The following is a 23616-nucleotide window of genomic DNA, read 5'->3' as shown; positions in this document are numbered from 1 at the left end:
GAAGCCACTGCGAACGTCTCGCGGGGTCGACGCTCCGGCGAGTAGCGCGTGAGCTACTGGCGATTCGACTCGATCGCTGTCGTGGCACAAAGAATCCGCGTCGATCGCTGCCGTTACTGTTCTTGTGTCGGCGCGAGCTCATCGAGGTCGACGGACTGCTCAAGGAGGACCTCTTTCTGGTCGGCGACGACACGCTGTTCGCGCATCAGCTGTTTGAACGCGGTCTGTGGCGAGAGGTCGCCGATGAGGACGCCGCCGACGATCTTGCCGTCTTTGAACGCGATGCGACGCCACTCGGTGTCGCTATACTTGCGTTCGGCGTGGTCGTCGCCGAGCGTTGGGTGGCCAAACGAAAGGAACGGGAAGTCGAAGTGGGTGATCGAGTACGAGGACACCCACTCGAACTGCTCGGCCTCGTCATCCGCGGCCATGTTGACGGCGGCGATGCGGCCCTGTTCTTTCGCCGAGCCCCACGAGCCGTTCTGGGCCTGCTCGCCGAGCAAGACGTCGTAGAAGCGCGTGAGGTCGCCGGCGGCGTAGACGTCATCGACGTTCGTCTGCATGTACTCGTCGACCATAATTCCGTTGTCCTCCTCGAGGCCGGCTCCACGGAGGAACTCGGTGTTAAAGGAGAGCCCGATAGCAACGCCAGCGAAGTCGCATTCGTAGCGGTCGCCGTTCGGATCGACGGCAGCCGTGACGTGGCCGTCGTCGTCGGTCTCGAAGTGGTCGACGCCGCTGTCGAAGACGGGTTCGACGCCGACGTCACGCATCCCTCCGTGCATGATTTCCGCGCCGTCAGCCGAGAGCGCGTAGCGCCACCAGCGGTCGCCACGCATCAGGTAGTTGGCCTCGATGCCCTGTGCGCCACAGACCGCCGCGAAGTCGATACCGAGCAGGCCGGCTCCGACGATAACGCCCGTATCGGACTGTTCGGCGTGCTCGCGGATGCCGCGTGCGTCTTCGAACGTCCAGAAGTGGTGGATACCGTCGGCGTCGCTGTTGTCGACCGGTAGTTGGGTCGGCGTCCCGCCTGTCGCGACGAGCAGTTTGTCGTACTCGAGGTCGCCGCTGTCGTGGGTGTGGACGACCTTTGCGTCGGTGTCGACGCTCGTGACGTGGGTATTAAGCGAGAGCTCGATGTCGCGTTCCTCATACCAGCCCTCCTCGTGGATCGAGATCGGCGCTTCGGGGAGTTTCCCTTTAGCGTGTTCTTTGATGAGAATCCGGTTGTACAGTGGCTCCCCCTCATCGGTGATGACGGTAATCGTCGCATCCGGGGCTTTCTCCCGGAGGGTCTCGGCAGCCGAACTGCCCGAGATCCCGTCGCCGATGATCACGTAATGGGTCATACTATCATCGTTCGTAATGCGGGTTAAAGTGGGTTGCTATCTCGTCTATTTTGCCAGCTGAAACGAGCTCACCTCCACAGTTGCACACCGATCTCGGTAATCGGCACGCACGGACAGATAGAACAGCACTCTTTTCGAGATATTTTTCGAGATTATAAGATTCGCCGACCAGTTAGTTATCAGACTGGTTTCGGCGATCAGACCGGAGTCATCGGCCACACCTGCGTTGTTGGCCGAACTGTTCTTTAGGCCACTCTCCATAGACCACGGCATGAAACTGCGCCAGAACGCCCGCCACTTCGCCTCGCGGAAGGCCCTCGAGACGCCGGTCGTCCGGTCGGTCGCGACGTCCGGGCTCGTCCGGCTTCACACCAAGGTCTTCCTCGACAAAGCCGACCCGGCCCATAGAGACGAGCGCAAACCCCACCTTGATGGACTCTTCGAGGCGACTATCGATACCTACCTGCGGGCGCTTCAGGACGGCTACTCCGAGGCCGAAGCCCGCGAAATCACCCATATCCAGGCCAACTTCGACTTCTATAACCATGGCTGGACCGAGATGATGGAGTTCCCCGCCGACGAACTCGAGGCTCACTACGACCGCTATCGGGAGTTCTTCGAGCCGTGGGGGATCACGATCGACAAACCGCTCGGCCAGTTCGCACCGCCGACGGGGCTTCCCGAGGCACCCGCGACGCCGGAGCGACTCGAGGATCCCACCCATCCTCACGCCGAAGGCGGCTTCGCGGACGACGTCTACGTCGAAACCGATGACGGCGACCTCATTGTTGGCGGACAGGACGAGCCTGACGACCCCGACGTCTCGAAAGCCGTCGGCGTCAGCGACGACGACCTCGACGACCAGTAACGCGTCCGCTGTGTCAATTGCGGACGGCCGTGCGACTCGAGGGCGGGTCGGGGGCGGGTCGGGTGCGGATCGGGGGCGGGTCGCGTACAGCGAGTCCGTTCAGAACCAGTCGGGGTCAGCGTACTCGGCCGTCGCCTCGCTTTCGGGCCAGATGACTTCCTGGACCCCCTCGCCGTTGTCGTTTTCCTGCCACTGGAAGTACAGCGACTGAAGATTGTCCTCACCGTAGATGACGTCGTGCGTGTGGCCGTACGCTCTGCCCTCGGCCTGGTGGTCCTGTCCATAGAACTCGAGCGTCCCGGTCGTGCCGGTAAACGTCGCGTCCTCGAGTGCCGGAATGAGCTCGTCGGAATCGACGGTTCCGAGCTCGGCCGCTTTCTCGGCGAAAAGTTTGATTCCGTCGTAAGTGTGATAGCCGGTGTAGACCGGATTCGATCCATCGAACGTCTCCTGGTAGTGGTTGACGAAGTCCTGTGTCTTCGGCGTCAGCGTACTCTGGGCCGTTGCGCTGTTGAAACTGAGGCCGTACTCGGCCAGCGGCGCGTCGGTCACTGGATGGCGGGCCTGCTCGTAGTACGCTGGCAGCTGCATCGGGACGTGGATCCCACCGAACGCGAACGGTCGCTGGGGTACTGCCCAGTCGGCCAACGCCTCGTTGCCGGTGTGTGCAGCCGTAATGAACGCCACGTCGGCATCGGCGTCTTCCACCCGGCCATAGATGTCCGAGAAATCGTCGGTCGCCGGCGGATACCGCTCGTCCATAACGACGTCGACACCCGTCTCTGCAAGCTGTTCCTGATAGATGGCCCACGGTTCTTCTGTCCAGGTGTAGTCTTCGGCGATGAGTGCGACGGATTCCCAGCCGATCTCCGATGCCATGTCGTTCATGAAGTCGATCTGCAGCCGTCCGAGATCGTAGTCATTGACCGGGCCAACACGGAAGTGATATTTGTACTGGTCGTACTCCTCGTTGACCAGTCGACTCACCTTCGTCGTTGCTGCTCCGGAGGTGAGATGGATCGTCTCCTGTTCAGCGATATCGTCGATGATCCCCAAGAGCGCCTCGCTCGCAAAGATACCAACCGTCACATCGGCTCCTTCCTCGAGGACGAGTCGCTGGTACTGGCGGCGGGCCTCGAGTGGACTTCCGTTCGTGTCACCGACGGCTATCTCGACATCTCGGCCGTTAATACCGCCGTCATCGTTGAGCTCTGTGACAGCGATTTCTGCCGCTCGGACGATCGATCGGCCGATGTAGTCGCTGTTCGGGTTCGGAGCCAGCACGCCGATCGTAACCGGCTCAGCATCGTCATCGCTGCGTCCGGCAATGGTTTCGTAGGAATCGAGACAGCCAGCGACCGAGATTCCGGCCGCGACACCGGTGGTCGTTTTGAGAAGCCGCCGCCGGTTCAGTGTTCGTCGCCGACCCCCATTGTTCGATGTGCTTCCGAACTCTGTTTCCCGCCGCTCGATATTGGACATATTGATACTCCTTTAGACGTATATTGCTTAGTGTTTGTGGATAGTTGTCAAAAACTAAGTTCTTGATTCGTGCACGCATACGCGTGCCCGTAATCGACCGGGTGAAGAGATGAAGCGAGTCGCTGGTGCTGGCGACGAATTGCGAGTGGATCCCCGTTCACGGTATCGATGGCCAACTCGGTCTATTTCGTCGATTTCGACGTTATCGTTGAGTTCCTTGCCTCCAAGAGAACTACCTGCCACATCGCCGGGAAATCGGTACAGCAGACCGTATCGCTGACCCCTGGCCGAAAGTGTCGTGATGACGCTCATCAAGGATGGTCCGGCCGTCGAAACCGATCGCAATAGGTGCCGCTCTCGTCATCCAGTTATCAGCACCGATAACTGTGGATCACCATTTATGTAGGGACACTGGGATCCGTACTATATCTATGGACGTCCTTCGACGACTGGTACCATCAGCTATCCGCCGCAGATATGCGGTCAAGTTCGGGATCGTATTGTTGATACTCGGTTTGGGTGTTGGAATGGTCGGATTCGTCGCAACTGCTGGCATCACTGGACAGGTCGAAGAGCGTGTCCAGAACGACCACACGTCGATCGCCAGCCAGGAAGCACAGAACCTCCAGATGTGGAACGAACAAAACGAGCATACAATCGGGGTGATCGCCTGGTCAGACGTCGTCGCCAGTGACGACCCGGACGCGATCGAAAACCGGTTCCTCAACTGGCAGGAACACCTCGATGCGGACACCTTCGCAATTAGCTACGTCGACACCGCTGACGGAACGGTGCTTGCAAGCACCGACAGCGATGTACGCGAGCAATCAGCCGACCAGATCGACGGCGTCCCGCTCGAGGCCTACGACGAAGCGACGAGCGACGTGCCGTGGGTCTCGAGTCCGTACACGGTCGAGCGTGAGTTGGGCGACGACAACGTCGCCGTCATGAGCTACGTCCTCTCCGTTCCCGGCGCAGACGACAGAGCAATTGTCTATACGGCCGACCTCGAGGCGTACGCGAACCGCCTCGACGATGATGAGAGCGTGACGACGATGATCCTCGACGGTAACGACGAAGTCATGCTCGATAACGCCGGCTACGGCGAGAATTACGAAACACTCGGTCTCGCATACGGCGACGAGCTCACGCGGGACGTCGTCCAGCCGGCACGAACTGAGGGTGCTGGAACCCACCAGGTTGCCGGCTCCGCACTGAATTTCGACAGTGCAGCCTACGACTTCAGCGGCGACGATTACGTCGTCAGTTCCGCACGCGTCCTTGGAACTGACTGGGTCGTCGTCACACACGAACCCGAGAGCCAGGCCTACGGATTCGTCAATACGGTCAACGACTGGGGGTACATCGCAACCCTGATCGGCGTGCTCATGATCGGGCTGATCGGTGCCGTGCTCGGTCGGAACACGGCCGTTTCGATCGATCGACTCACGGACAAAGCAAGCCAGATGGAAGAGGGCAATCTCGACGTCGACTTAGAGACCAACCGCGTCGACAACATCGGCCGACTCTACGATGGCTTCGACTCGATGCGCGGTGCCCTGCGAGCACAGATCGAAGAGGCCGAAACGGCCCGCAGAGAGGCCGAACACGAACGTGAACGGGTCGAAGAGATCAACGCCCACCTCGAGGAGAAAGCCGGTGAGTACTGCAGCGTCATGGGTGCGGCTGCAGACGGTGATCTCACGGCTCGTGCAGACACCGACAGCGATAACGAGATGATGGCACAGATCGGCGAGGACTTCAACCAGATGCTCGATGAGATCGAGCAGACCGTCGCCGAACTCAACCGGTTTGCAACCGACGTTGCGACCGCCTCCGAACAGGTCACGGCCTCGAGTGAAGAGGTTCGCTCGGCGTCCGAGCAGGTTACCGAGTCGGTCCAGGAAATCTCAGACGGCGCGGAACGACAGAACCAGTCGTTGCAGTCGGCCAACCAGGAGATGAGCGGGCTCTCGACGACGACCGAAGAGATCGCCGCGTCCTCGAACGAGGTCGCCGACATCGCCGAGCGGACGGTCGCCACTGGCGAAGACGGACAGGAGGCCGCCCACGCAGCGATCGCCGCGATGGACGAGATCGAGACCGAGGCAGGCGGTGCCGTCGACGAGATCCGCCGCCTCGAAGCGGAAGTCCAGCAGATCGACGAACTGATCGCGACGATTTCCGAGATCGCACGCCAGACCAATATGCTGGCACTGAACGCCAACATCGAGGCCTCTCGGTCTGCGGGCGGGAACGACGACGAAGGATTCTCCGTCGTCGCAAAAGAAGTCAAAGCCCTCTCCGAAGACGTCGCGGAGGCAGCCGACGAAGCCGAGGATCGCCTCGAGGCGATTCGAGAGCGGACCGAACAGTCCGCCGCCGAGGTCGAGGGCACCAGCGAGCAGATCGAGGACGCGAGTGAGCAAGTCAACGCGGTCGTCGACGCCTTAGAAGAGATCTCCGAACTCGCCGACGAGACCAACATCGGTGTCCAGGAAATCTCTGCGGCGACCGAAGAGCAGGCGGCATCGACTCAAGAAGTCGTCGCGATGGTCGACGACGCAGCAACGATTTCCGAGGAGACGACCGCCGAATCCGAAAACGTCGCCGCAGCGGCCGAAGAACAGACGACCGCGCTGACGGAAGTGACCAACTCCGCATCGAACCTCTCCGGGCAGGCCACACAGCTGTCCGAGGGACTCGACCGGTTCGAGACCGATGTGGACCGTTCGGAACTCGACATAGAGTTCGACCTGTCGGACGATGATACCGACGGATCGGAGCCGGTTGCGCCGGCGTTTGACGCTGGAACGGCACTCGAGGACGCCGCCGAGAGTCAGACACGGGGGATCACGCTCGAGACGGATGACGGTGACACGGAGTCGGCCGACGACGAGTCGGCGACGTCCGATGCCGAATCGATGTCTGCCCCAGACGCCACGCCGGACGAGCTATCGACTGGTGCCAGTGAAACGGACAACACAGCCACCGAACTCGGTGCCGAAGAGATTCTCGGGATCGACAACGAAACCGACGACGGGACCGTGGTCGACGAGCCGACAGCGACACCGGATGAAACGGCCAGCGCTGATTCAGACACCACTACGGATCCGCTTACGGATACAGATCCGTTCGCAGACGAGACTGCGGACCTATTCACAGACGAGACTGCCGATCCGCTCGGGGATGCAGAGCCGCTCGCAGACGAGACTGCCGACCAGCATGACGGCGACGCCGCTCAGCCGTTCGAGCCGGGCGAAGCGCCGGATGATGGACTCGAGACCGACGATCAGACGACGGTGTCCGACGCTGGTGTTGACACCGAAGCCGAACCGGACGATGAATCCGGTGCTGACGAGCACGAAACTGCTGAGGATGACGCCGACGAGACTGACGATGCTGAATCCGAAGACGACGTGTTCACGTTCGGGAACACCGACGAGTAACACGTCTCACTTGCCGTCACGTCGGACCGTCCGAACGAATCGCCGCCGGTGACGCTCGCCGGCGGCGAGTTGGATATGCTGTTTTGATTCGAGATCGTACTTATTTAATGACATGATAACCCCCGCCGTGACTGGCAAGTTCACCGTCGAATCGTCGCAGTTCGCTACCTTTTTGACTGCAGTCTCGGAAGGAATCGGCATGCTCACCGTGCGGGCACCAGCGACGAGCGCAAACCTCGGGAGTGGCTTCGACGTCTTCGGTGTTGCCCTTGGGACGCCCGCCGACGTGATCCGGGTTGAACGCGCACCGGAAACTCGGATTACCGTTACTGGGGCGGGCAGCCAGTATATTCCGGAAGATCCGGACCAGAACACTGTCGGCGCAGTCGCCGACGCTCTCGACGCACCGGCACATATCAAGATCGACAAAGGCGTTCGTCCCTCCTCGGGGCTTGGCTCTTCGGCCGCGAGCGCGGCTGGTGCGGCCGTCGCCTTGAACGCCCTCTACGACCGCGGACTCTCTCGAGAGGAACTCGTCCCGATCGCAGCCAAAGGCGAGGCGGTCGTCTCCGGCGAGGCCCACGCGGATAACGTCGCCCCCTCCATTCTCGGCGGCTTTACGATCGTCACCGACAACGGCGTCACACAGGTCGATACCTCGATCTCCGTCGTCGCCTGTCTTCCCGAGACGACCGTCTCCACGCGCGATGCACGCGGTGTCGTGCCGGAGTCGGCACCCCTCGATGACGTCGTCAACACCGTTGGCAGCGCTGCGACGCTCACTGTCGGCATGACTCGAGACGATCCCGACCTCGTCGGTCGCGGCATGAACGATCAGATCGTCACTCCGCAGCGAACCGCCCTGATCGACGGCTACGATCGGGTCCACGAGGCCGCTCTCGAGGCGGGCGCGACCGGCGTCACGGTCAGCGGGGCCGGCCCGGGCGTGCTCGCGGTCTGTCACGACCGCGACCAGAACGCGATCGCCGGCGCGATGATCGACGCCTTCGACGCCGTCGGTATCGAGAGCCGAGCCTACCAGACACGCGTCAGCGAGGGGGCACGCATCTATCCCGACCGGTCGTAGATCGGCACACTGACCATGGGTGTCCGGATCGACGCGGCGCTTGCACTGCTCGTTCTCATCGCTGTTGGAACGGCGTTCGTGATCGTCGAGCCTGGGGTCTCGTGGGTAGCTGCCAGCATCGGCGGCCTCGGCACGCTCGTCTTCGAACTCGTCGCCGCTCGAGACCCCGAAACCGTTCGCCGCTACTGGGACCAACCAGTCGTTCAGGGTCTGACTGTCGCCGTCACGCTGGCCGGCATTGCAATCGGCGCGGTCGTCGCGCCCTCGAGCGTGTTGTCGTTCGTGTTCGGCGCGCTGGTGACGTACCTCGTCGTATTGCTCGTGGTCCAGAGAGACGCGAAAACGGGTGTGAGGTCCCGCATGAAGTAGTCACGGACCGGGTCCGAACGCCCTCCCCGAGAGCTCCTGTGGAACCAGTCGGTAGAACTCGAAGGCGAGCTCGTCAGTCATCGTCTCGAGACTGACATTGAGCGCTGGGATGGTCGCGTTCGCTGCGATCGCACCCGAGGCACGCTGTTGATCCGCCTCGGGGACGGGCTCGAGCGGACCGCGAACGAGTACGCTTCGTGCGGGGTCGTCGGTGAAGGCAGTGAGCGTCGCGACGTCGGTCGTTTCGATGAACGACAGTTTCTGGCTATCCGAGTCGAAGCCCAGTTGAAAGTAGAGAACGTCGCCCTCGTAGCCGAACGACTCGGGAACGGCATACGTTTCTGCCCCATCGGTTAGCGACAATACACCGGAGCCCTGTTCGCGGAGAAAGGCGTCGATTTCATCCCGAGTCAGTGCAGTGGCAGTCATCAGCTGGTATTCTTTCGGGATCGAGTTTATAAGTTAACTTACCTATTTATGGGAGTATCCCAAACAGCTAAGTTATCGTATTAGTTGCGCGAGAAACGGCTTCAGACGGGAGCTGCCGGTGACAGAAGATCAGTTTTGTGACGTTTCTGGCGTCTCAGACGCCGCGACCCTGTAGCTTCTCCTCTTCGGCGAGGTCGGCGTTCGCGTCACCTTTCATCCCCTTGCCGAGGTTCTTTGAAATCTCGGCGAGACGGTCGGGGTCGTCCCAGTTGTTCGTCGCTTCGACGATCGCTTCTCCCATCGCTTCGGGGTTCTCCGCACCGAAAATTCCGCTGCCGACGAAGATGCCGTCGCATTCGTGGTGCATCATCAGTGCGGCGTCGGCAGGCGTCGCGATCCCGCCTGCGGCGAAGTTGACGACCGGCAGTCGTCCCATCTCGGCGGTCTCGTGGACCAGTTCCGCGGGCGCTTCGATCTTTCGGGCGTAAGCCTCGCGTTCCTCGTGTTTCATGCCCTCGAGTTTGCGAATCTCGCCTTTGATCGTGCGCTGGTGGTGGACGGCCTGATTGACGTCGCCGGTGCCGGCTTCGCCTTTGGTTCGGATCATCGCTGCTCCCTCGTCGATCCGGCGCAGCGCTTCGCCGAGGTTGCGTGCGCCACAGACGAACGGGGCCGTAAAGTCGCGCTTGTCGATGTGGTAGGCGTCGTCGGCCGGGGTGAGGACTTCCGACTCGTCGATCATGTCGACGCCGACACTCTCTAAGATCTGGGCTTCCTTGGTGTGGCCAATGCGGGATTTCCCCATCACCGGAATGGAGACTTCCTCGACGATCTCTTCGACATCTGCGGGGTCGGCCATCCGGGCGACGCCCCCGCGCTTGCGGATGTCTGCTGGGACGGCCTCGAGTGACATAACCGCGACCGCGCCGGCGTCTTCGGCGATTCGGGCCTGTTCTTTATTGACGACGTCCATGATGACGCCGCCTTTCTGCATCCGGGCAAACCCTCGTTTGATGAGGTCAGTCCCGCGTCGCAGTTCCTCCAAATCGGTGTCTTCGGCCATGGTGCGCCGTTAGGAACCACGGTACTTACACGTGTCCGTTCCACCCGCGATTGCCGACTTTTGGGCAGACGGTCTCGCCCCCGTCAGCTCTCGGTGATCGGTTCACTCGAGATCGATGGCGTGGAGGGGGCTGCATACGTCGATCACTGTAATGGCGGTACCGATAGTTGCCACGGCCGTGTCAATCGCTACTGTTTTGCGGGTGTCGTTCGTCGAACTGGACGAAACGATGTCTGTGACGACTGAGTTGCCCGACCGGGATCCACTGCCGACGTATCTCGCCCCCGTGCCAAAGACGATCGAAGACCTCGGGCTGCGATTCGCGTGGCTCATCGTCGCGATCAACCTCGCGGGGACGGCGTTTGGCTTCTGGTACTATTCGGGACAGTTCGCCGAAACCGCCGCCATCATGTGGCCCTGGGTTCCCGACAGCCCGCTGGCGACCCTGTTCATCGCGCTTGCGATTGCGGCATGGAAACTCGGGTACGAACAGCCGTGGCTGACATCGCTTGCCTTCTTTGGCAACGTCGTCCTGGGGCTGTGGACGCCGTATACGCTGCTTGCGTTCTCTGACGCCTATTCGTACTTGCATCCGCTGATGTTCCAGTTTCTCTTCTGGAGCCATCTCGCGATGGTCGTCCAGGCGTTCGTACTCCACCGAATCTCCGACTTTCCCGTCTGGGGTGTCGCCGTCGCGAGCGTCTGGTATGTGAGCAACCTCATCGTCGACTACTTCGTGCCGATCGTCGGTGAGCCACACCACACCGTCATCCCCGTCGCTCGAGACGAACCGATGTTCTTCGGTGCGGACGCCCTCGGCGTCATCGCTGCGGGTGAACTCACGTTCGTCCTCTTAGCGCTCTTTCTCGCGCTGGCGACGCGGGTCAAAAAGTGCGAAGCAGTACGCGGCCGACGCAGCTAGCGCAGGTCGTCGACAAACGCGAGCTCGAGGTAGGAATCGAGCGCGCGAGCCGCTGGCTTGCGCTCGACCGTCTCGGCGTCGGCATCGTATTTCAGGACGTCCGCCTCAATGAGCTTCCGAAGGTGATTGTGATGGAACTCGAGACGAATCGCCTCACGGCGATCGCGTGTCGGTGTTCCTTCCCGGTGTGCGATCCGAGCGACGAGTTCATCCAGACTCACCGCACCGACTTTCCGGGACAGGTAGTACAGCGCGTATCGCCGTCGATCCTCGAGCAACAGTTCGAATACCGTGTCCGAGGGGAGACCGGCGTTCGTACCGGCAGCTTCGACGTTCGTAATATCGGTGTTCATGGTGCTCCGTACTCGGCTTACACGACACTGAGCGACGGGTCGGCTCACGACGACTTCAGCAGAGCACGATTGGTATTCACACACAATAATTATAACTTTTCTTGTATCTGACAGTAGTATATACCATTATTTGGAGAATGTTTCGAACGATGATACGACCGAGACGGCATCCCGTCAGCAGCCGAGTCGGACGACGGCCGACTCGGTTTCGATCAGTCGTCCTGCAAGATGACGACAGCCGACTCGGTTTCGATCATCTCGCCCTCGCCGGAGTAGCTGCGTTCGACGGCGACCTCGAATAAGTCGTCCTCGAGTTCCTCGCCGGCGACTCGCAACACACCAGCGTCGTCGTCGATCTCGTACTCGCCACTGTCGATCCCGGCGTCGATCTCGCCGACTTTCGAGCCGAATTTCGGGCCGAGCGTCGAGTAATCGAGGTCGATCGAGGCGACCTCGGTCGTCACCTCGGGTTCGTCATCGAGGATCGACAGCTCCTGGACGTGCATCACGTGCTGGATGGCGTCCTCGAAGCCCTCGATCGGGCCGTAGACCGACACCGACTCGAGGTCGGCGTTCAGCGGCAGCTGGTTCTCGCTCTTGTAGCGTCGCAGCGCCGAGATGACCTCCATCGCGGTCTCGCCGGCCTCGAGGTCGGCCTCGTACCCCTTCGGGGTGGGCCACTCGCGGGTGTGGATGCTCTCGAGGTCAGCTGCGTCCGCGGCATACACCGCCTGCCAGATTTCCTCGGTCACGTGAGGCAAGAACGGAGCCCACAGCTCGAGGAAGGTCCGATGTGCCGTCCGCAGCGCATACTGGGTCGACGGCTCGTCCTCGCGGGTCTTGGCGATCTCGAGGTAGTCGTCACAGAACGTGTTCCAGAAGAACGTCCGCAGGCGGTCGCGGGCCTTGGCGAACTCGTAATCCTCGAGGTGGGTCGTCAGATCCTCGACGGCGTCGTCGAGTTCCGCGAGCAGCCAGCGGTCGATCGCCTCGAGCGTCTCGGGCTCGTCGGGCTCGCGGGGGGCGAGCGTGTCGACGAGTTTCGAGGCGTTCCAGAGCTTGCGCAGGAGTTTTTCGCCCGCCGTGAGGTCTTTCTCCTGATACGGGAAGTCGTCGCCGACGGCGGCGCTAGCCGCCCAGAAGCGGACTGCGTCGACGGGGTACTCCGAGAGCACTGCGTCGGGTTCGACGACGTTGCCCCGCGATTTCGACATCTTCTCGCGGTTTTCGTCGAGCACGTGGCCGTTGATCATCGTCGCGTCGAAGGGCACCTCGCCGGTGTGTTCGTAACACTTGACGATGGTGTGGAACAGCCAGAAGGAGATGATGTCGTGGCCCTGTGGACGGAGGTCGAACGGGTAGAGCTCGGGGTTGTCCATCGTGAACGCCTCGGCGTCGGCGTCCCAGTCCCAGCCAGCGTTGATCAGCGGGGTCAGCGAGGAGGTCGCCCACGTGTCGAAGACGTCCTCTTCGGGCTCGAAGGCGTCGTGGCCACACTCGGGACAGCTGTCGACGGGTGGCTCGTCGGAGAGCGGATCGACCGGGAGGTCGTCCTTCTCGGCCATGACCGCGTTGTCACAGTCCTCGCAGTACCAGACCGGGAACGGGATCCCCGAGTCGCGCTGGCGGGAGATCAGCCAGTCCCACTCGAGGCCCTCGATCCAGTGGCGATAGCGCGTAAACATCTTCTCGGGGTACCAGTCCATCTCCTGGCCGGCCGCTAAGTACTCGTCTTTGTGATCTAAGATTTCGACGTACCACTGTTTGGAGACGCGGTACTCGACGGAGGTGTCACAGCGTTCGTGGACGCCGACGTCGTGGACGATCTCGCGACGGTCCCGAAGGAATCCGTCGTCGTCTAAATCTTCAACGATGGCCTCGCGGGCGTCCTCGGTCGAGAGGCCTTCGTAGTCGCCGGCGAGGTCGGTCATCGTCGCCGTCTCGTCGATAGCGACACGCAGAGGCAGGTCGTGGGCCTGGTACCACTCGATGTCGTTCTGGTCGCCGAAAGTACAGCACATGACAACCCCGCTGCCTTTCTCCATGTCGACGCGCTCGTCTTCGATGATCGGCACCTCGTGGTCGAAGATCGGGACGCGAGCGGTTTCGCCGATAAGGTCGGCGTTTTCCTCGTCGTCGGGGTGGACGAAGACGGAGACACACGCCGGAATGAGTTCGGGACGGGTCGTCGAGATAACGAACTCCTCGCGGTCTGTGCCGTCACTGGCGATTTCGAACGCGATATCGTTGAAGTGGGCGTGGCGTTCGTCGTCTTCCGTTTCGACCTGCGAGATCGCCGTCTCACACTCGGGACACCAGATCGCTGGGGCCTTCTTGCGGTACTCACGGCCCTTCTCGTAGAGATCGAGGAACGAGAGCTGAGAGATGCGCTGAACGCGGGGTTCGATCGTTTTGTAGGTGTGCGACCAGTCGATCGAAGTACCGAGCGCCTGCATCTTGTCGGTGAACTCGGCTTCGTACTCTGCACAGACCTCTCGGCAGCGTTCCTGGAACTCCCGGCGCTCGTAGTCCTGGTGGCGAATGTCGAGTTCCGTCTCGGTCAGGCGTTCGCTCGCGATCCCGTTGTCATCGTAGCCGAAGGGAAAGAGAACGTCGCCGTCGGCCATCCGCTGGAAGCGGGCGGCGAAGTCCTGCAGCGTCGAACCGTAGAGGTGGCCCATGTGCAGGCTGCCCGAGACTGTCGGCGGCGGCGTGTCGATCGCATACGTCGTGTTCGGATCCTGCCCCGGGTCGCCGTCGTAGGCGTAGGTCTCCTCGTCGACCCAGCGCTGTTGCCAGCGCGTTTCGACGGCGTCGGGGTCGTAACCGCCCTCGAGTGACGGTTCAGTTGCCTCGGGGTCGTCCATACTCATGCTCTCACCGCCCGGAATGGGCGTCGTCGATACGTCGTCGTGACGTGGAAGTTGCTCGTATTCATTGCTGAGACCGGTCGTTGCTCGGTGAATGCTGGTCGCCGACAATACATCCGTCGAAACGGGGTGGGGAATGTGGGGCTAGGCCGCCCCTACGAAAACGGCGGTCCACGGACCGTCGAGCGCGTCAGCCGTGACCGCGACGGCGTCGGACATATTCGAACGTAGCGCCGGGCACGGTGTTAGGTGTTTCGTCGTCCGCGTCCGTAGTCGATCAGTAGTCGTCGTCTCTGTTGCCGGTCGCCGCGTCAAGTCGAATAACCGCCTGCGAGTCGCTGGTCTGGTCGAGGTCGCCGCCGAGATACGACGCCAGTCGCTCGAGGAAGCCGTCGGCCGTCTGCTCGTCGTCAGTGCCGACGAGTCGGATTCGTTCGTGGTCGCGCGTGTCGTACTCACCGTGCATGACGAGCGAAAACAGCTCTCTCGGCGTCACCGGCTCACCCGCGTCCAGCCGTGTGGCGACCCCCTCGAGCGAGGATTCGACGGTCGTCTCGACGTCGAAGGTGACGTCGACCGAAACGTTCGCCGCGCGGTCGGTCGCCGCGAGATACTCCTCGGAGCTTCGGATCGCTGGCTCGAGTACGTCCTCGAAGTCGACGCCGTACGTTTCGGTGCCGAGGTAGAGAAAGGCGACTGCTGCTCGAAGGCCGTCGAGAAACTCCTCGTCGGTCGTCGTCCGCTCGAAGAGCTGTTTGCGATCCTTCTCCGGGAGGGTGTGCAAGAGCAGATCGAAATCGAGCATCGCCGCGTGAATCCGGCGACGGATGCGCGCCTCTGCGTTGCGTTTTGACTGCTCGTGGCTCATCTCCCGGTCGCCGAGCAGGTAGGCCCGATCCGCGGGACTCAACACGCCGCGTTCGCGGTCAGTTTCGGTGTTCATAATCGGATATCGATTATACGACACCGGATACCATCCGAACTGATATGACTCTCCCGGTTCGAATGGATCCCAATGCATTCGTTTCCTGATCAGTGGGGGCGGCAATGAGCGGGCGAATCGCTGCCCGATATGCGAACGCGATCGTCTCACACAGTCGGCTCGTCGTCGTGCTCGTCTTGTTGCTCACTGGCGTCGTCGCCGCCGGCGTGGCGATCGGCGAGAGCGAGGATGGCGAGATCGGCCAGTTCGAGACCGACTCCGAGGAAACCGCGGCCCTCGAGGAGATCGATGCGACCTACGGGACCGACGACGGGGTCGTCGCCCAGCTCGTCGTCCGCGACGAGGGCGGGGATGTCCTCACGCGCGAATCATTACTCGAAGGGTTGCGCCTCCAACAGGAGATCCGCGACGACGACGAGTTGAACGCGACGCTCGAGGATGACGGCTTCGTCGGCCTCGAAAACATCGTCGGGACGGCCGCCGTGTTCGAAGATCGAGCCGCTGCTGGGGGCCCGCCGGACACGAGCGAGCCGACCCTCGAGGAACAGATCGCAGCGCTCGAAGCGCGCGACGACGCAGAAGTCGAGGCGCTACTCGAAAGCGTCCTCGATCCCGACGCTGAACAGGGTGGCGAGGACGCCTACGAGTTCCTGCCGACGAGCTACGAGCCGGGCTCGACCGAGGCTGAGTCACGGATCACGTTCGTCTTCCAGGTCGACGACAGCGGTCCCGACGAGGACCCGCAGGCGGCCTACGACGCACAAGTCGAAATCGCTGACCGCGTGGACGAGCGGTTCGACGACGCGTTCGTCTTTGGGCAGGGAATTACCGACGCGGCGTCCGCGAGCGCGGTCGGTGACAGCTTTGCGATCATCACGCCCGTCGCGCTCGTGCTCGTCCTCGGGGTGCTCGCGATCACCTACCGGGACGTCGTCGACGTCCTCATCGGACTGTTCGGCATCGCCGTCGTGATGGCGTGGCTCGCGGGCATCCAGGGCTGGCTCGAGATTCCCTCGAGTCAGCTGTTGATCGCCGTCCCCTTCTTGTTGATCGGGCTGAGCATCGACTACGCACTCCACGTTGTGATGCGCTACCGGGAGGCCAGAGCCGGCGAACTCGAGGCCTCACACGAGATGCAGGCGAAGGCAGCGAGCGACGGTGGGACGGCGGGCGGTGGATCGATCATCGGCGCACGGGCTGGGATGACACTCGGGCTGACGGGCGTCGTGCTCGCACTCGCTGCGGCGACCGTCTCGACGGGTGTCGGCTTCCTCTCGAACGTTGTCAGCCCGTTGCCGGCGATTCAGGACTTCGCGATCTTGAGCGCCGGTGGGATTCTCGCGACGTTCGTCGCCTTCGCCGTCCTCGTGCCCGCACTCAAGGTGACTGTCGATGACGTCCTCGAGAGCCGATTCGGCCGCAATCGAGCGAAACCGCCGTTTGGGACGGGAACCAGCGTCGTCAACCGCGCGCTCTCACAGTTCGTTACGCTGGCCCGTCGCGCGCCGGTCGCAATCGTGATCGTCGCGCTTCTCTTGGCCGTTGGCGGGGCCTACGGGGCGACGGGCATCGATACGGAGTTCAATCAGGCGGATTTCCTCCCTGAGGACGCTCCAGAGTGGGCGAAATCCCTCCCCGGACCGCTCGCACCCGGCACCTACACGATCAGCGACGACGCTGCATACCTCGGCGCGAACTTCGCTGACCGCGGCGAGGGGAGTCAGACACAGGTCCTGATACGCGGGGACGTCACCGATCCGGACGCACTCGTCGCGATGGACGAGGCGACCCGCGACGTCGACAGCGACGGAACGATCGTCGTCCGACCGGGCGGGCAGGCTGCGATCGACGGCCCGCCGACGGTGATCCGTGAACTCGCAGCCGAGAACGAAACCGTCGCTGCCGCCCTCGAGGCGCGTGATACGAACGACGACGGGCTGCCGGACGAGGACGTCGCTGGCTTCTACGACGTGCTGTTCGACGTCGATCCGGACCGCGCGTCGGAGGTTCTCTACCGTGGCGACGACGGCGCGTACGAGTCGGCACGGCTGCTCGTCAGTGTGCAAGGCGACGCCGCCGCACAGACCGTCGCCGACGACACCCGCGACGTGGCGGCCACGATCAGCAACAGCGGCGTCGTCACGGCAGTCGCAACCGGCGGACCCGTGACGACGGCTGTCGTCCAGGACGCCCTCCTCGAGACGCTCGTCCAGGCATTCGTCATCACACTGGTGGTCATCCTGGTCTTCCTGACGATTCTTTACTGGGTCCGCCACCGGGCACTCTCGCTCGGCGCGATTACGCTTGCACCCGTCGTCGTGGCGCTCGCGTGGCTGCTGGGAACGATGGCGCTCCTCGATCTGCCGTTCAATAGCGAGACGGCAGTAATCACGAGCCTCGCGATCGGCCTCGGCGTCGACTACAGCATCCACGTCGGCGAGCGGTTCATCGACGAGAAAGACGAGCGAGACTCACTCGAGGACGCGCTGGCGGCGACGATCACCGGCACCGGCGGGGCGTTGCTCGGCAGCGCGGCGACGACGGCAGCCGGCTTCGGCGTCCTTGCGCTGGCGCTCGCACCACCGCTCCAGCGCTTTGGACTGGTGACGGGCCTGAGCATTATCTTCGCGTTCATCGCCTGTCTCACCGTCCTGCCGTGTCTGCTCGTGTTGCGCGAGCGCGTGCTCGAGCGCGTTGGTGCGTGAGTTAGTCGCTGAAACCTTTTTGCTGGTCGGCGGTGTCGCGAGATAGCACACGATGAGCATGAATGCATTTGTCATGGATGGGATCGGCGAGACGGGAATTACGGAGAAGGAGCCGCCGGAGCCGGGACCGGCGGACGCAATCCTCAAGCCCACGAAGGGGCTGATCTGCACCTCGGACTGCCACACCGTCCACGGGGCGATCGGCGACCGCGAGAACCTCACGCTGGGCCACGAGGTTGTCGGCGTCGTCGAGGAGGTCGGCGACTCGGTGAGCGACTTCGAGCCCGGCGACCGCGTCGCTGTCGGCGCGATCACGCCTGACTGGAACTCGAAAGCCGCACAGGACGGCCATTCTTCACAGTCGAACGGGGCACTCGGCGGCTGGAAGTTCGCGAACGTCAAAGACGGGACGTTCGCTGAGTACGCCCACGTCAACGACGCCGACGGGAACCTGGCACACATTCCAGACGACGTCAGCGATCACGAAGCACTGTACACGACGGACATGATGTCGACCGGGTTCGCCGCGGCCGAAAACGCCGACATTCCGATCGGTGGAACCGTCGCCGTCTTCGCCCAGGGACCGGTCGGGCTGATGGCGACGAAGGGGGCCGAATTACAGGGTGCTGGCGAGATCATCGCCGTCGAAACGGTCGACAAGCGTCAGGAACTCGCCCAAACCTACGGTGCTGACCATGTCGTCGATTTTCAGGAGGTCGATCCGATCGAGACGATCATGGACCACACCGACGGCGAGGGCGTCGACGCCGCCATCGAAGCGCTCGGAACCGATCAGACCTTTCAGGACTGCATCAAGGCCGTCAAGCCTGGCGGGACCGTCTCGAACGTCGGCTACCACGGCGAGGGCGAGTTCCGTCACATCCCTCGAGAGGAGTGGGGCGTCGGGATGGCCGAGATCGACATCGTCACCGACCTCTGTCCGGGTGGTCGGCTCCGTATCGAACGACTGCTTCGACTGCTGGAGACCGACCGGGTCGATCCGACCGAGATGACGACTCATGAGTTCGAGTTCGACGAGATCGAAGCGGCGTTCGAACTGATGGACAAGAAAAAAGACGGGATCATCAAGCCGCTCATCCACTTCGAGTGAGACGGCCCCCTGTACCAACGTCCCGGCGCAACCGCAGGACGGTTCGCGGTTGCCGGCACCGACGTACAGTAATGCGTATGCCCCTCCGACCGCGTCGTCAGTTCTGGTGTGTCACTCCCCCGGAATCAACAGCCCTTCGGCGACGAGGCTCGCGGCCACCGAGCGACCGACGACGATACGTGCAACCCGAGGTAAAAAACCGTGCTCTTCTGACCCGTTACTGCTTGAGGCCGCTATCGGAGTGGGCCCGGACCCACAACTCGCCGATCCGGGAGAGACGCGTTCGGTAGGATTTCCCGTGTTCTTCGCGTTCGATGTAGCCTTTGCCGCCGGGGCCGAGTCGGTCGACGTTGTAGATAACCTTCGAGCGAAAGCTGTCGGTGTACTCCTCGTTCAACTCGCGGGCGAGCGCCTCTGCCAGTTCTGAGACGGAGGCGAACTCGCCGTCCTCGCCGAGTTTGTAGAGAATGAGTTCCTCGAAGGGTTTGACGTTCGAAAACGAGGCCACCGGGAGCTCGACGATGTGTTTGCCGTCGATCTCCTTCGCGCCGATGGTCGTCCCGCGTTCGTCGAACTCGGCGAGTAACTCCCGTGCGCTCTCGAGGCGATCGTCGACCCGGTCGTCCTCGAGGTCGTCGGCTCCGTCGAGTTTCTCGAGCAGCGTGATCTGTGCGCGCAGTTCCTCGGCGAGTTCCGTCTCGAGGTACTTCTCGGGGGCGGTGTAGTAGGTGTGGATATGTTCGCGGTCGTCTTGACGTTCGACCATCAGCGAGTGGGCGGCGTTGGCGAAGGCGAAACTGACCGTGCGGGGCATCGCCGCGACGTTGACCCAGACCTCGTTGCCGGCGTCGAGTTCCGCGGTGATGAGTTCGTAGGCCTGCTCGAAGGCGGCGTCGTAGTCATAGACGTCGGCCAGCACGAACCGTTCCGTACTCGCCCCTAACAGATTTCGAAAGTCCGTCTCGAGTTTCTTCGAGAGCCGGCGGGAGTACTCGACGTTGGCCTCGCTGCCGACGGCTCCCTCGAGCAAAATGACGCTATCGACGTCGATCTGATCGCGAACCAATGGGGCGATCAGCCGGTCGTAATCGAACCCGACCGGGACGATGTGGGTTTGCATACGCGATACGTGGTGCGACGCCGTAATCAATCCCGCCACGTTAGGAGCGGCGTGAGTCACGGTCCCGCCAGTCAGGGATCGTCGGTCATCTCCTAGCGGACTGTCTCCGGTTCATCGAGGATTGCCGTGAGGAGTTTTCGCTGGGCCGCCCGGAAATGCTCGTGAAACGTTGCGGGGGCCACGCCCATCGTCTCGGCAACCTCCTCGCCGGAACTGTTGCGGGGCCACTCGAAGTAGCCGCTGTAGTAGGCCGTCTCGAGGGCTGTTCGCTGGCGGTCGGTCAACGTCGCAGCCAGACGGTTTCGAAGCTGCTCGACCGACTCCCTCGAGGGCGTGACCTGTCGGCGGGCGACCGTTCGCGTCCCGGGATAGACGTCGGTGAGGTCGTCGACGAGGCTTCGAACGTCCGTTCCGGTCGGGAAGTGGGTCGTCACGGTGTAGTCGCCGTCGTGGATGGCTGCCGCCTCGACGTAGCCGCCGTAGGCGTCGATGACGCCGACCATTGGCGGTGAGCTGATGGTCAACTCGAAGGTCACCTCGGCGGCTGACTCGTCGAGGACGGATAGCTGCTCCCAGTGTGGGATACATGCGACGAGTGCTTCGACCATCGGCACTGTCTCGGAGGCCGTCGTCCCGTACTCGAGATACTGCTTTTCGTCGATTCGGATGACGCGGTCGAACCAGACGGAGTGGCCCGTCATCGAGGGGCCGTCGAAGAGCGCGACGGCGTCGTCGATGACGAGTTCGAGTTCGATCAGTTCGTCGCCCAGGAGGACACGCCGGCGCTCGAGGGCGGCAATCGCGTGTCCCAGGACGTCACCGAGTTGGCCGATGACGTCCCGTTCCTCGTTGGTGAACGCGTTCCGACGGGCACTCGTCACACCGAGGACGCCGTATAAGACGTCGTCGTGGATGATCGGGATCGCAGCCGCCGAGTTGTAGCCGTGCTCGCGGGCATCGTCGCGCCAGGGTTCGAACGACGGGTCTTCGAAGACATCGGTCGACACCTGCATCGTTCCCGTTCGGATGGCAGTTCCGGCCGGCCCGCGGCCGGCGGGGTCGTTGGCGTCCGTCGATAGCGGAATCGTCTCGACGTAGTCGTCGATCCCCGCCTCGACACTGTGTGTGATCCGTTTCGATCTGGTATCGACGTCCGCAATAAAGGCGAACTCATACGACGGCGAGTCGGCCAGCGACTCGCAGGTCACCCGCTCGAGATGCGTTCTGTTCGAGCCGTTGACGATCGCGTCGTTGATCTCGCGGACGACGCTGTTGACGTGATCGAGCGCCGTCAGCCGTTCACGCTGGCGCTCGAGTTGGCGTTTACGCCGGCGACTGTTGGTGACGTCTCGGAGGATGGAGAGATGGGTCCCGGGCAAGACGTCGGCGACGGCGTTGTACTCGACGATTCGGTCGGTGCCGTCGGGCCGAGCCAGCGAGAACGACCCATGGAGCCGTCCCTGCTCGAGGAGTGCCGCCCAGGCCGACTCAACGTCATAGTCGTCGTGAATAAACTCCTCGAGCGAGCGGCCGTGCAGTTCCGACCGGTCGACGCCGAGCAACTCGCTTGCGGCCGGGTTGGCAGCGACGATTTCGTCTGTGTCACCGACGAGGATCGCATCGTGTGCGTTCTCGAAGATCGATCGCAGCCGTCTGTTCCCGTCCGCGAGCGTTTGCTCTCGCTCCTTGCGCTCGGTGATCTCCCGAACGACGACGGTGACGCCCGTCTCGTCCGGATAACACCGCGCCTCGAGCCAGTCGTCGGCCGCGTCGTGGAACCGTTCGACCGTGATCGGCTGTTGGGACTCGAGGGCGCGTTCGTGGGCGTTCCCAAAGAGCGCCCGAATCGTGTCGATCGGTGGCTCCGCCGCTGTAGCCGCGACAGTCCCGGTCTCCTGTCCGAACAGCGCCCTCGCACGGTCGTTGACGGCCGTACACCGTCCCTCGGCATCGAGGGTGTAGATCCCATCGGCGATCCGATCGAACGCGGCCTCGAGGTCGACACTCGAGTCATCCTCTCGCCTGGAATCGGCCTCGATCGATCGCCGCTCGTCTCCCATATCTGTCGCGTGTGACCCAGTCGCAAAAATATAGCGGTTGACACGGTTTTTGGCGCATCAGCACCGTGCTCCGTAAACTGGTGGTCACAATCGACCGGATCGATATCGGGGGCCAGCGATCGCCGCGGCCAATCGTCACTCGTCGGTTTCGGTGTCGGGCTCGGCGTCGGTCTCGAGGGCGATCGTCCGGACCAGTTCCGCGATCGTCTCGCGGTCGCGTTCCGGGTCGACCTCCGGGGCGGACAGCAGGTTGTCGAGCTCCGCTCCCGTCTCGCCGGCGACGTCGGCGACGCTCTCGAGTGGCACCGTGCCTCCCGCCATCCCGTAGCTCGTCTCGGTCGGCCAGACGGCGACGTGGACCTCGGCATCGATCGCGTCGAGTTCGACACCCAACAGGTCAGGGTCGACGGGGTAGCCCGCGTCGATGACGTACCAGACACCCGACTCCCCGTTTGCTGCTTCGAACTCGAGGCTGTTTCGCGTGCCGTCGATGACCAGCCCCTCGTCCTCGATCGTCTCGATGAACTGCCGTTTGGCTTTGGGGGCTGCCTGAGAGAACACCGACGATGGTGGAATGCCGACGTTCGGCAGTGGTGGCGAAAACGAGAGATCGACGGCAAACAGCGAGCGAACCGGAATCTCGCTGGCACTGACTGCTGCCAGTTGGTCGGCGCGATCGATGGGTTCGTACAGCGTCGTCTCTGCAGTAATCGAGAGGATGAGGACGTTCATCGTCCCCGTTCGCGTTCCAAGCGGACGCCACGACGCGGCCAACGACTCCGGCAGATCGGACGGCATTACCCCTCGATACGAGACGGATTCGTTTCGGTCTGTCGGTCCGCGATACTGTTTCCCGACGATCAGTCAACCGGTTCGACCAGCCGTTCGTCGACGGGCGTCGCTCGCATCCTCGAGGAGCGACGCAGACGGACAGCAACTCGTCTCACTCCTGGTGGCGGACGCGAACCATCCCCTCGGCAGTGACGCCGACGATCAGCGGCGTCGAAATCTCGCGTCCCGAGACTGCGGGGCCGGCAGCGTCGCTGACGGCTTTCATGAGATCCGGCGCGGTGTGATCGACCTTGACGCCCTGTTCGTCACAGGCCTCGTAAACGAGCTGTGGCACGTCATAGAGGTCGGTTCCCGTCGGCACCCGGACGCGAACCGGTGCCCGGAGCGCTTCCGCGAAGGCGACCGTCTCACGAGCTTTCGATAAGTTCTCTCTGGCGCTCGATTCGACCGATGAGACGTTCGCTCGTGACGTTCCGAGTGCATCGGCAATATCGGCCTGTGAAATGCCGCGTTCGCGTAACGCGAGCACCTGCGCCTGCCGGTGGGTCAGCACGCTCGTCTCCGGCTCGAACCCGATATCCTCGAGGAGTGCCTCGACCTCGTCGATCACGGTGATCGCCCCCACTCTCGGTACCCCCGGC

18 protein-coding genes are annotated in these 23616 nt (G+C 62.6%); 7 read left to right on the top strand and 11 right to left on the bottom strand.

What is annotated here, in order from left to right:
- Positions 1–113: 113 nt before the first annotated feature.
- Positions 114–1352, bottom strand: a complete 1239-nt coding sequence (locus tag BW940_RS02755; RefSeq protein ID WP_076607635.1) for an NAD(P)/FAD-dependent oxidoreductase — start codon at positions 1350–1352, stop codon at positions 114–116.
- A gap of 271 nt (positions 1353–1623) precedes the next feature.
- Between BW940_RS02755 and BW940_RS02750 the strand changes: the two genes are divergently transcribed.
- Positions 1624–2220 (top strand): DUF6149 family protein, encoded by a 597-nt coding sequence (locus BW940_RS02750; RefSeq protein WP_076607634.1) that lies wholly within the window; start codon positions 1624–1626, stop codon positions 2218–2220.
- A 99-nt stretch (positions 2221–2319) separates the two neighbouring features.
- Here the strand turns inward: BW940_RS02750 and BW940_RS02745 are convergent, their stop codons facing one another.
- The gene (locus BW940_RS02745) at positions 2320–3702 is read right to left on the bottom strand and encodes an ABC transporter substrate-binding protein (protein WP_076607633.1); all 1383 of its coding nucleotides are present in this window, start codon (positions 3700–3702) and stop codon (positions 2320–2322) included.
- Positions 3703–4133: 431 nt separating this feature from the next.
- On the opposite strand from BW940_RS02745, the gene BW940_RS02740 reads away from it, so the two are divergent.
- The 3 genes from BW940_RS02740 to BW940_RS02730 all read left to right on the top strand — a co-directional run bounded on the left by BW940_RS02740 (position 4134) and on the right by BW940_RS02730 (position 8607).
- Positions 4134–7151, top strand: coding sequence for a methyl-accepting chemotaxis protein (locus tag BW940_RS02740; RefSeq protein ID WP_076607632.1), 3018 nt, complete (start codon positions 4134–4136; stop codon positions 7149–7151).
- 199 nt (positions 7152–7350) lie between these two features.
- The gene (locus BW940_RS02735) at positions 7351–8238 is read left to right on the top strand and encodes a homoserine kinase (protein WP_076607718.1); all 888 of its coding nucleotides are present in this window, start codon (positions 7351–7353) and stop codon (positions 8236–8238) included.
- 15 nt (positions 8239–8253) lie between these two features.
- Complete coding sequence (locus BW940_RS02730; RefSeq protein WP_076607631.1) at positions 8254–8607, top strand: hypothetical protein; 354 nt, start codon at positions 8254–8256, stop codon at positions 8605–8607.
- Here the strand turns inward: BW940_RS02730 and BW940_RS02725 are convergent, their stop codons facing one another.
- Positions 8608–9036 carry a pyridoxamine 5'-phosphate oxidase family protein gene (locus BW940_RS02725; protein WP_076607630.1) on the bottom strand — a complete coding sequence of 143 codons (429 nt, stop codon included), beginning with the start codon at positions 9034–9036 and terminating at the stop codon, positions 8608–8610.
- 154 nt (positions 9037–9190) lie between these two features.
- A complete protein-coding gene (gene pdxS, locus BW940_RS02720) occupies positions 9191–10099 on the bottom strand; it encodes a pyridoxal 5'-phosphate synthase lyase subunit PdxS (RefSeq protein WP_076607629.1) in 909 nt (302 codons plus the stop codon).
- Positions 10100–10328: 229 nt separating this feature from the next.
- Between pdxS and BW940_RS02715 the strand changes: the two genes are divergently transcribed.
- Positions 10329–11021 carry a DUF1405 domain-containing protein gene (locus BW940_RS02715; RefSeq protein ID WP_076607717.1) on the top strand — a complete coding sequence of 231 codons (693 nt, stop codon included), beginning with the start codon at positions 10329–10331 and terminating at the stop codon, positions 11019–11021.
- Here the strand turns inward: BW940_RS02715 and BW940_RS02710 are convergent.
- The 3 genes from BW940_RS02710 to BW940_RS02700 all read right to left on the bottom strand — a co-directional run bounded on the left by BW940_RS02710 (position 11018) and on the right by BW940_RS02700 (position 15187).
- Positions 11018–11374, bottom strand: coding sequence for a DUF7344 domain-containing protein (locus tag BW940_RS02710; protein ID WP_076607628.1), 357 nt, complete (start codon positions 11372–11374; stop codon positions 11018–11020). The two genes, BW940_RS02715 and BW940_RS02710, sit on opposite strands and share 4 nt — an antisense overlap.
- A 212-nt stretch (positions 11375–11586) precedes the next feature.
- Entirely contained in the window at positions 11587–14355 is a 2769-nt protein-coding gene (locus BW940_RS02705; protein ID WP_076607627.1) for a valine--tRNA ligase, read from the bottom strand.
- Between the two features lie 166 nt (positions 14356–14521).
- Positions 14522–15187, bottom strand: coding sequence for a hypothetical protein (locus BW940_RS02700; protein WP_076607626.1), 666 nt, complete (start codon positions 15185–15187; stop codon positions 14522–14524).
- Positions 15188–15291: 104 nt separating this feature from the next.
- On the opposite strand from BW940_RS02700, the gene BW940_RS02695 reads away from it, so the two are divergent.
- Positions 15292–17892, top strand: a complete 2601-nt coding sequence (locus tag BW940_RS02695) for an efflux RND transporter permease subunit (RefSeq protein WP_076607625.1) — start codon at positions 15292–15294, stop codon at positions 17890–17892.
- Positions 17893–17950: 58 nt separating this feature from the next.
- Positions 17951–19003 carry a zinc-binding dehydrogenase gene (locus BW940_RS02690; RefSeq protein WP_076607624.1) on the top strand — a complete coding sequence of 351 codons (1053 nt, stop codon included), beginning with the start codon at positions 17951–17953 and terminating at the stop codon, positions 19001–19003.
- A gap of 217 nt (positions 19004–19220) precedes the next feature.
- On the opposite strand, the gene BW940_RS02685 is transcribed toward BW940_RS02690, so the two are convergent.
- The 4 genes from BW940_RS02685 to BW940_RS02670 form a co-directional block, all read right to left on the bottom strand.
- Positions 19221–20123 carry an HFX_2341 family transcriptional regulator gene (locus tag BW940_RS02685; protein ID WP_076607623.1) on the bottom strand — a complete coding sequence of 301 codons (903 nt, stop codon included), beginning with the start codon at positions 20121–20123 and terminating at the stop codon, positions 19221–19223.
- A gap of 92 nt (positions 20124–20215) precedes the next feature.
- Positions 20216–22183, bottom strand: a complete 1968-nt coding sequence (locus BW940_RS02680; RefSeq protein WP_076607622.1) for a bacterio-opsin activator domain-containing protein — start codon at positions 22181–22183, stop codon at positions 20216–20218.
- Between the two features lie 135 nt (positions 22184–22318).
- On the bottom strand, positions 22319–22981 hold the full coding sequence (locus BW940_RS02675) for a hypothetical protein (RefSeq protein WP_076607621.1): 663 nt from the start codon (positions 22979–22981) through the stop codon (positions 22319–22321).
- Positions 22982–23126: 145 nt separating this feature from the next.
- Entirely contained in the window at positions 23127–23585 is a 459-nt protein-coding gene (locus tag BW940_RS02670; protein WP_076607716.1) for a Tfx family DNA-binding protein, read from the bottom strand.
- Positions 23586–23616 lie beyond the last annotated feature (31 nt).

The organism is Natronorubrum thiooxidans (assembly GCF_900156475.1).
GTDB lineage: Archaea > Halobacteriota > Halobacteria > Halobacteriales > Natrialbaceae > Natronorubrum > Natronorubrum thiooxidans.
The sequence above is the reverse complement of the archived record's forward strand: the minus strand, read 5'-3'. Positions and strand labels throughout refer to the sequence as shown.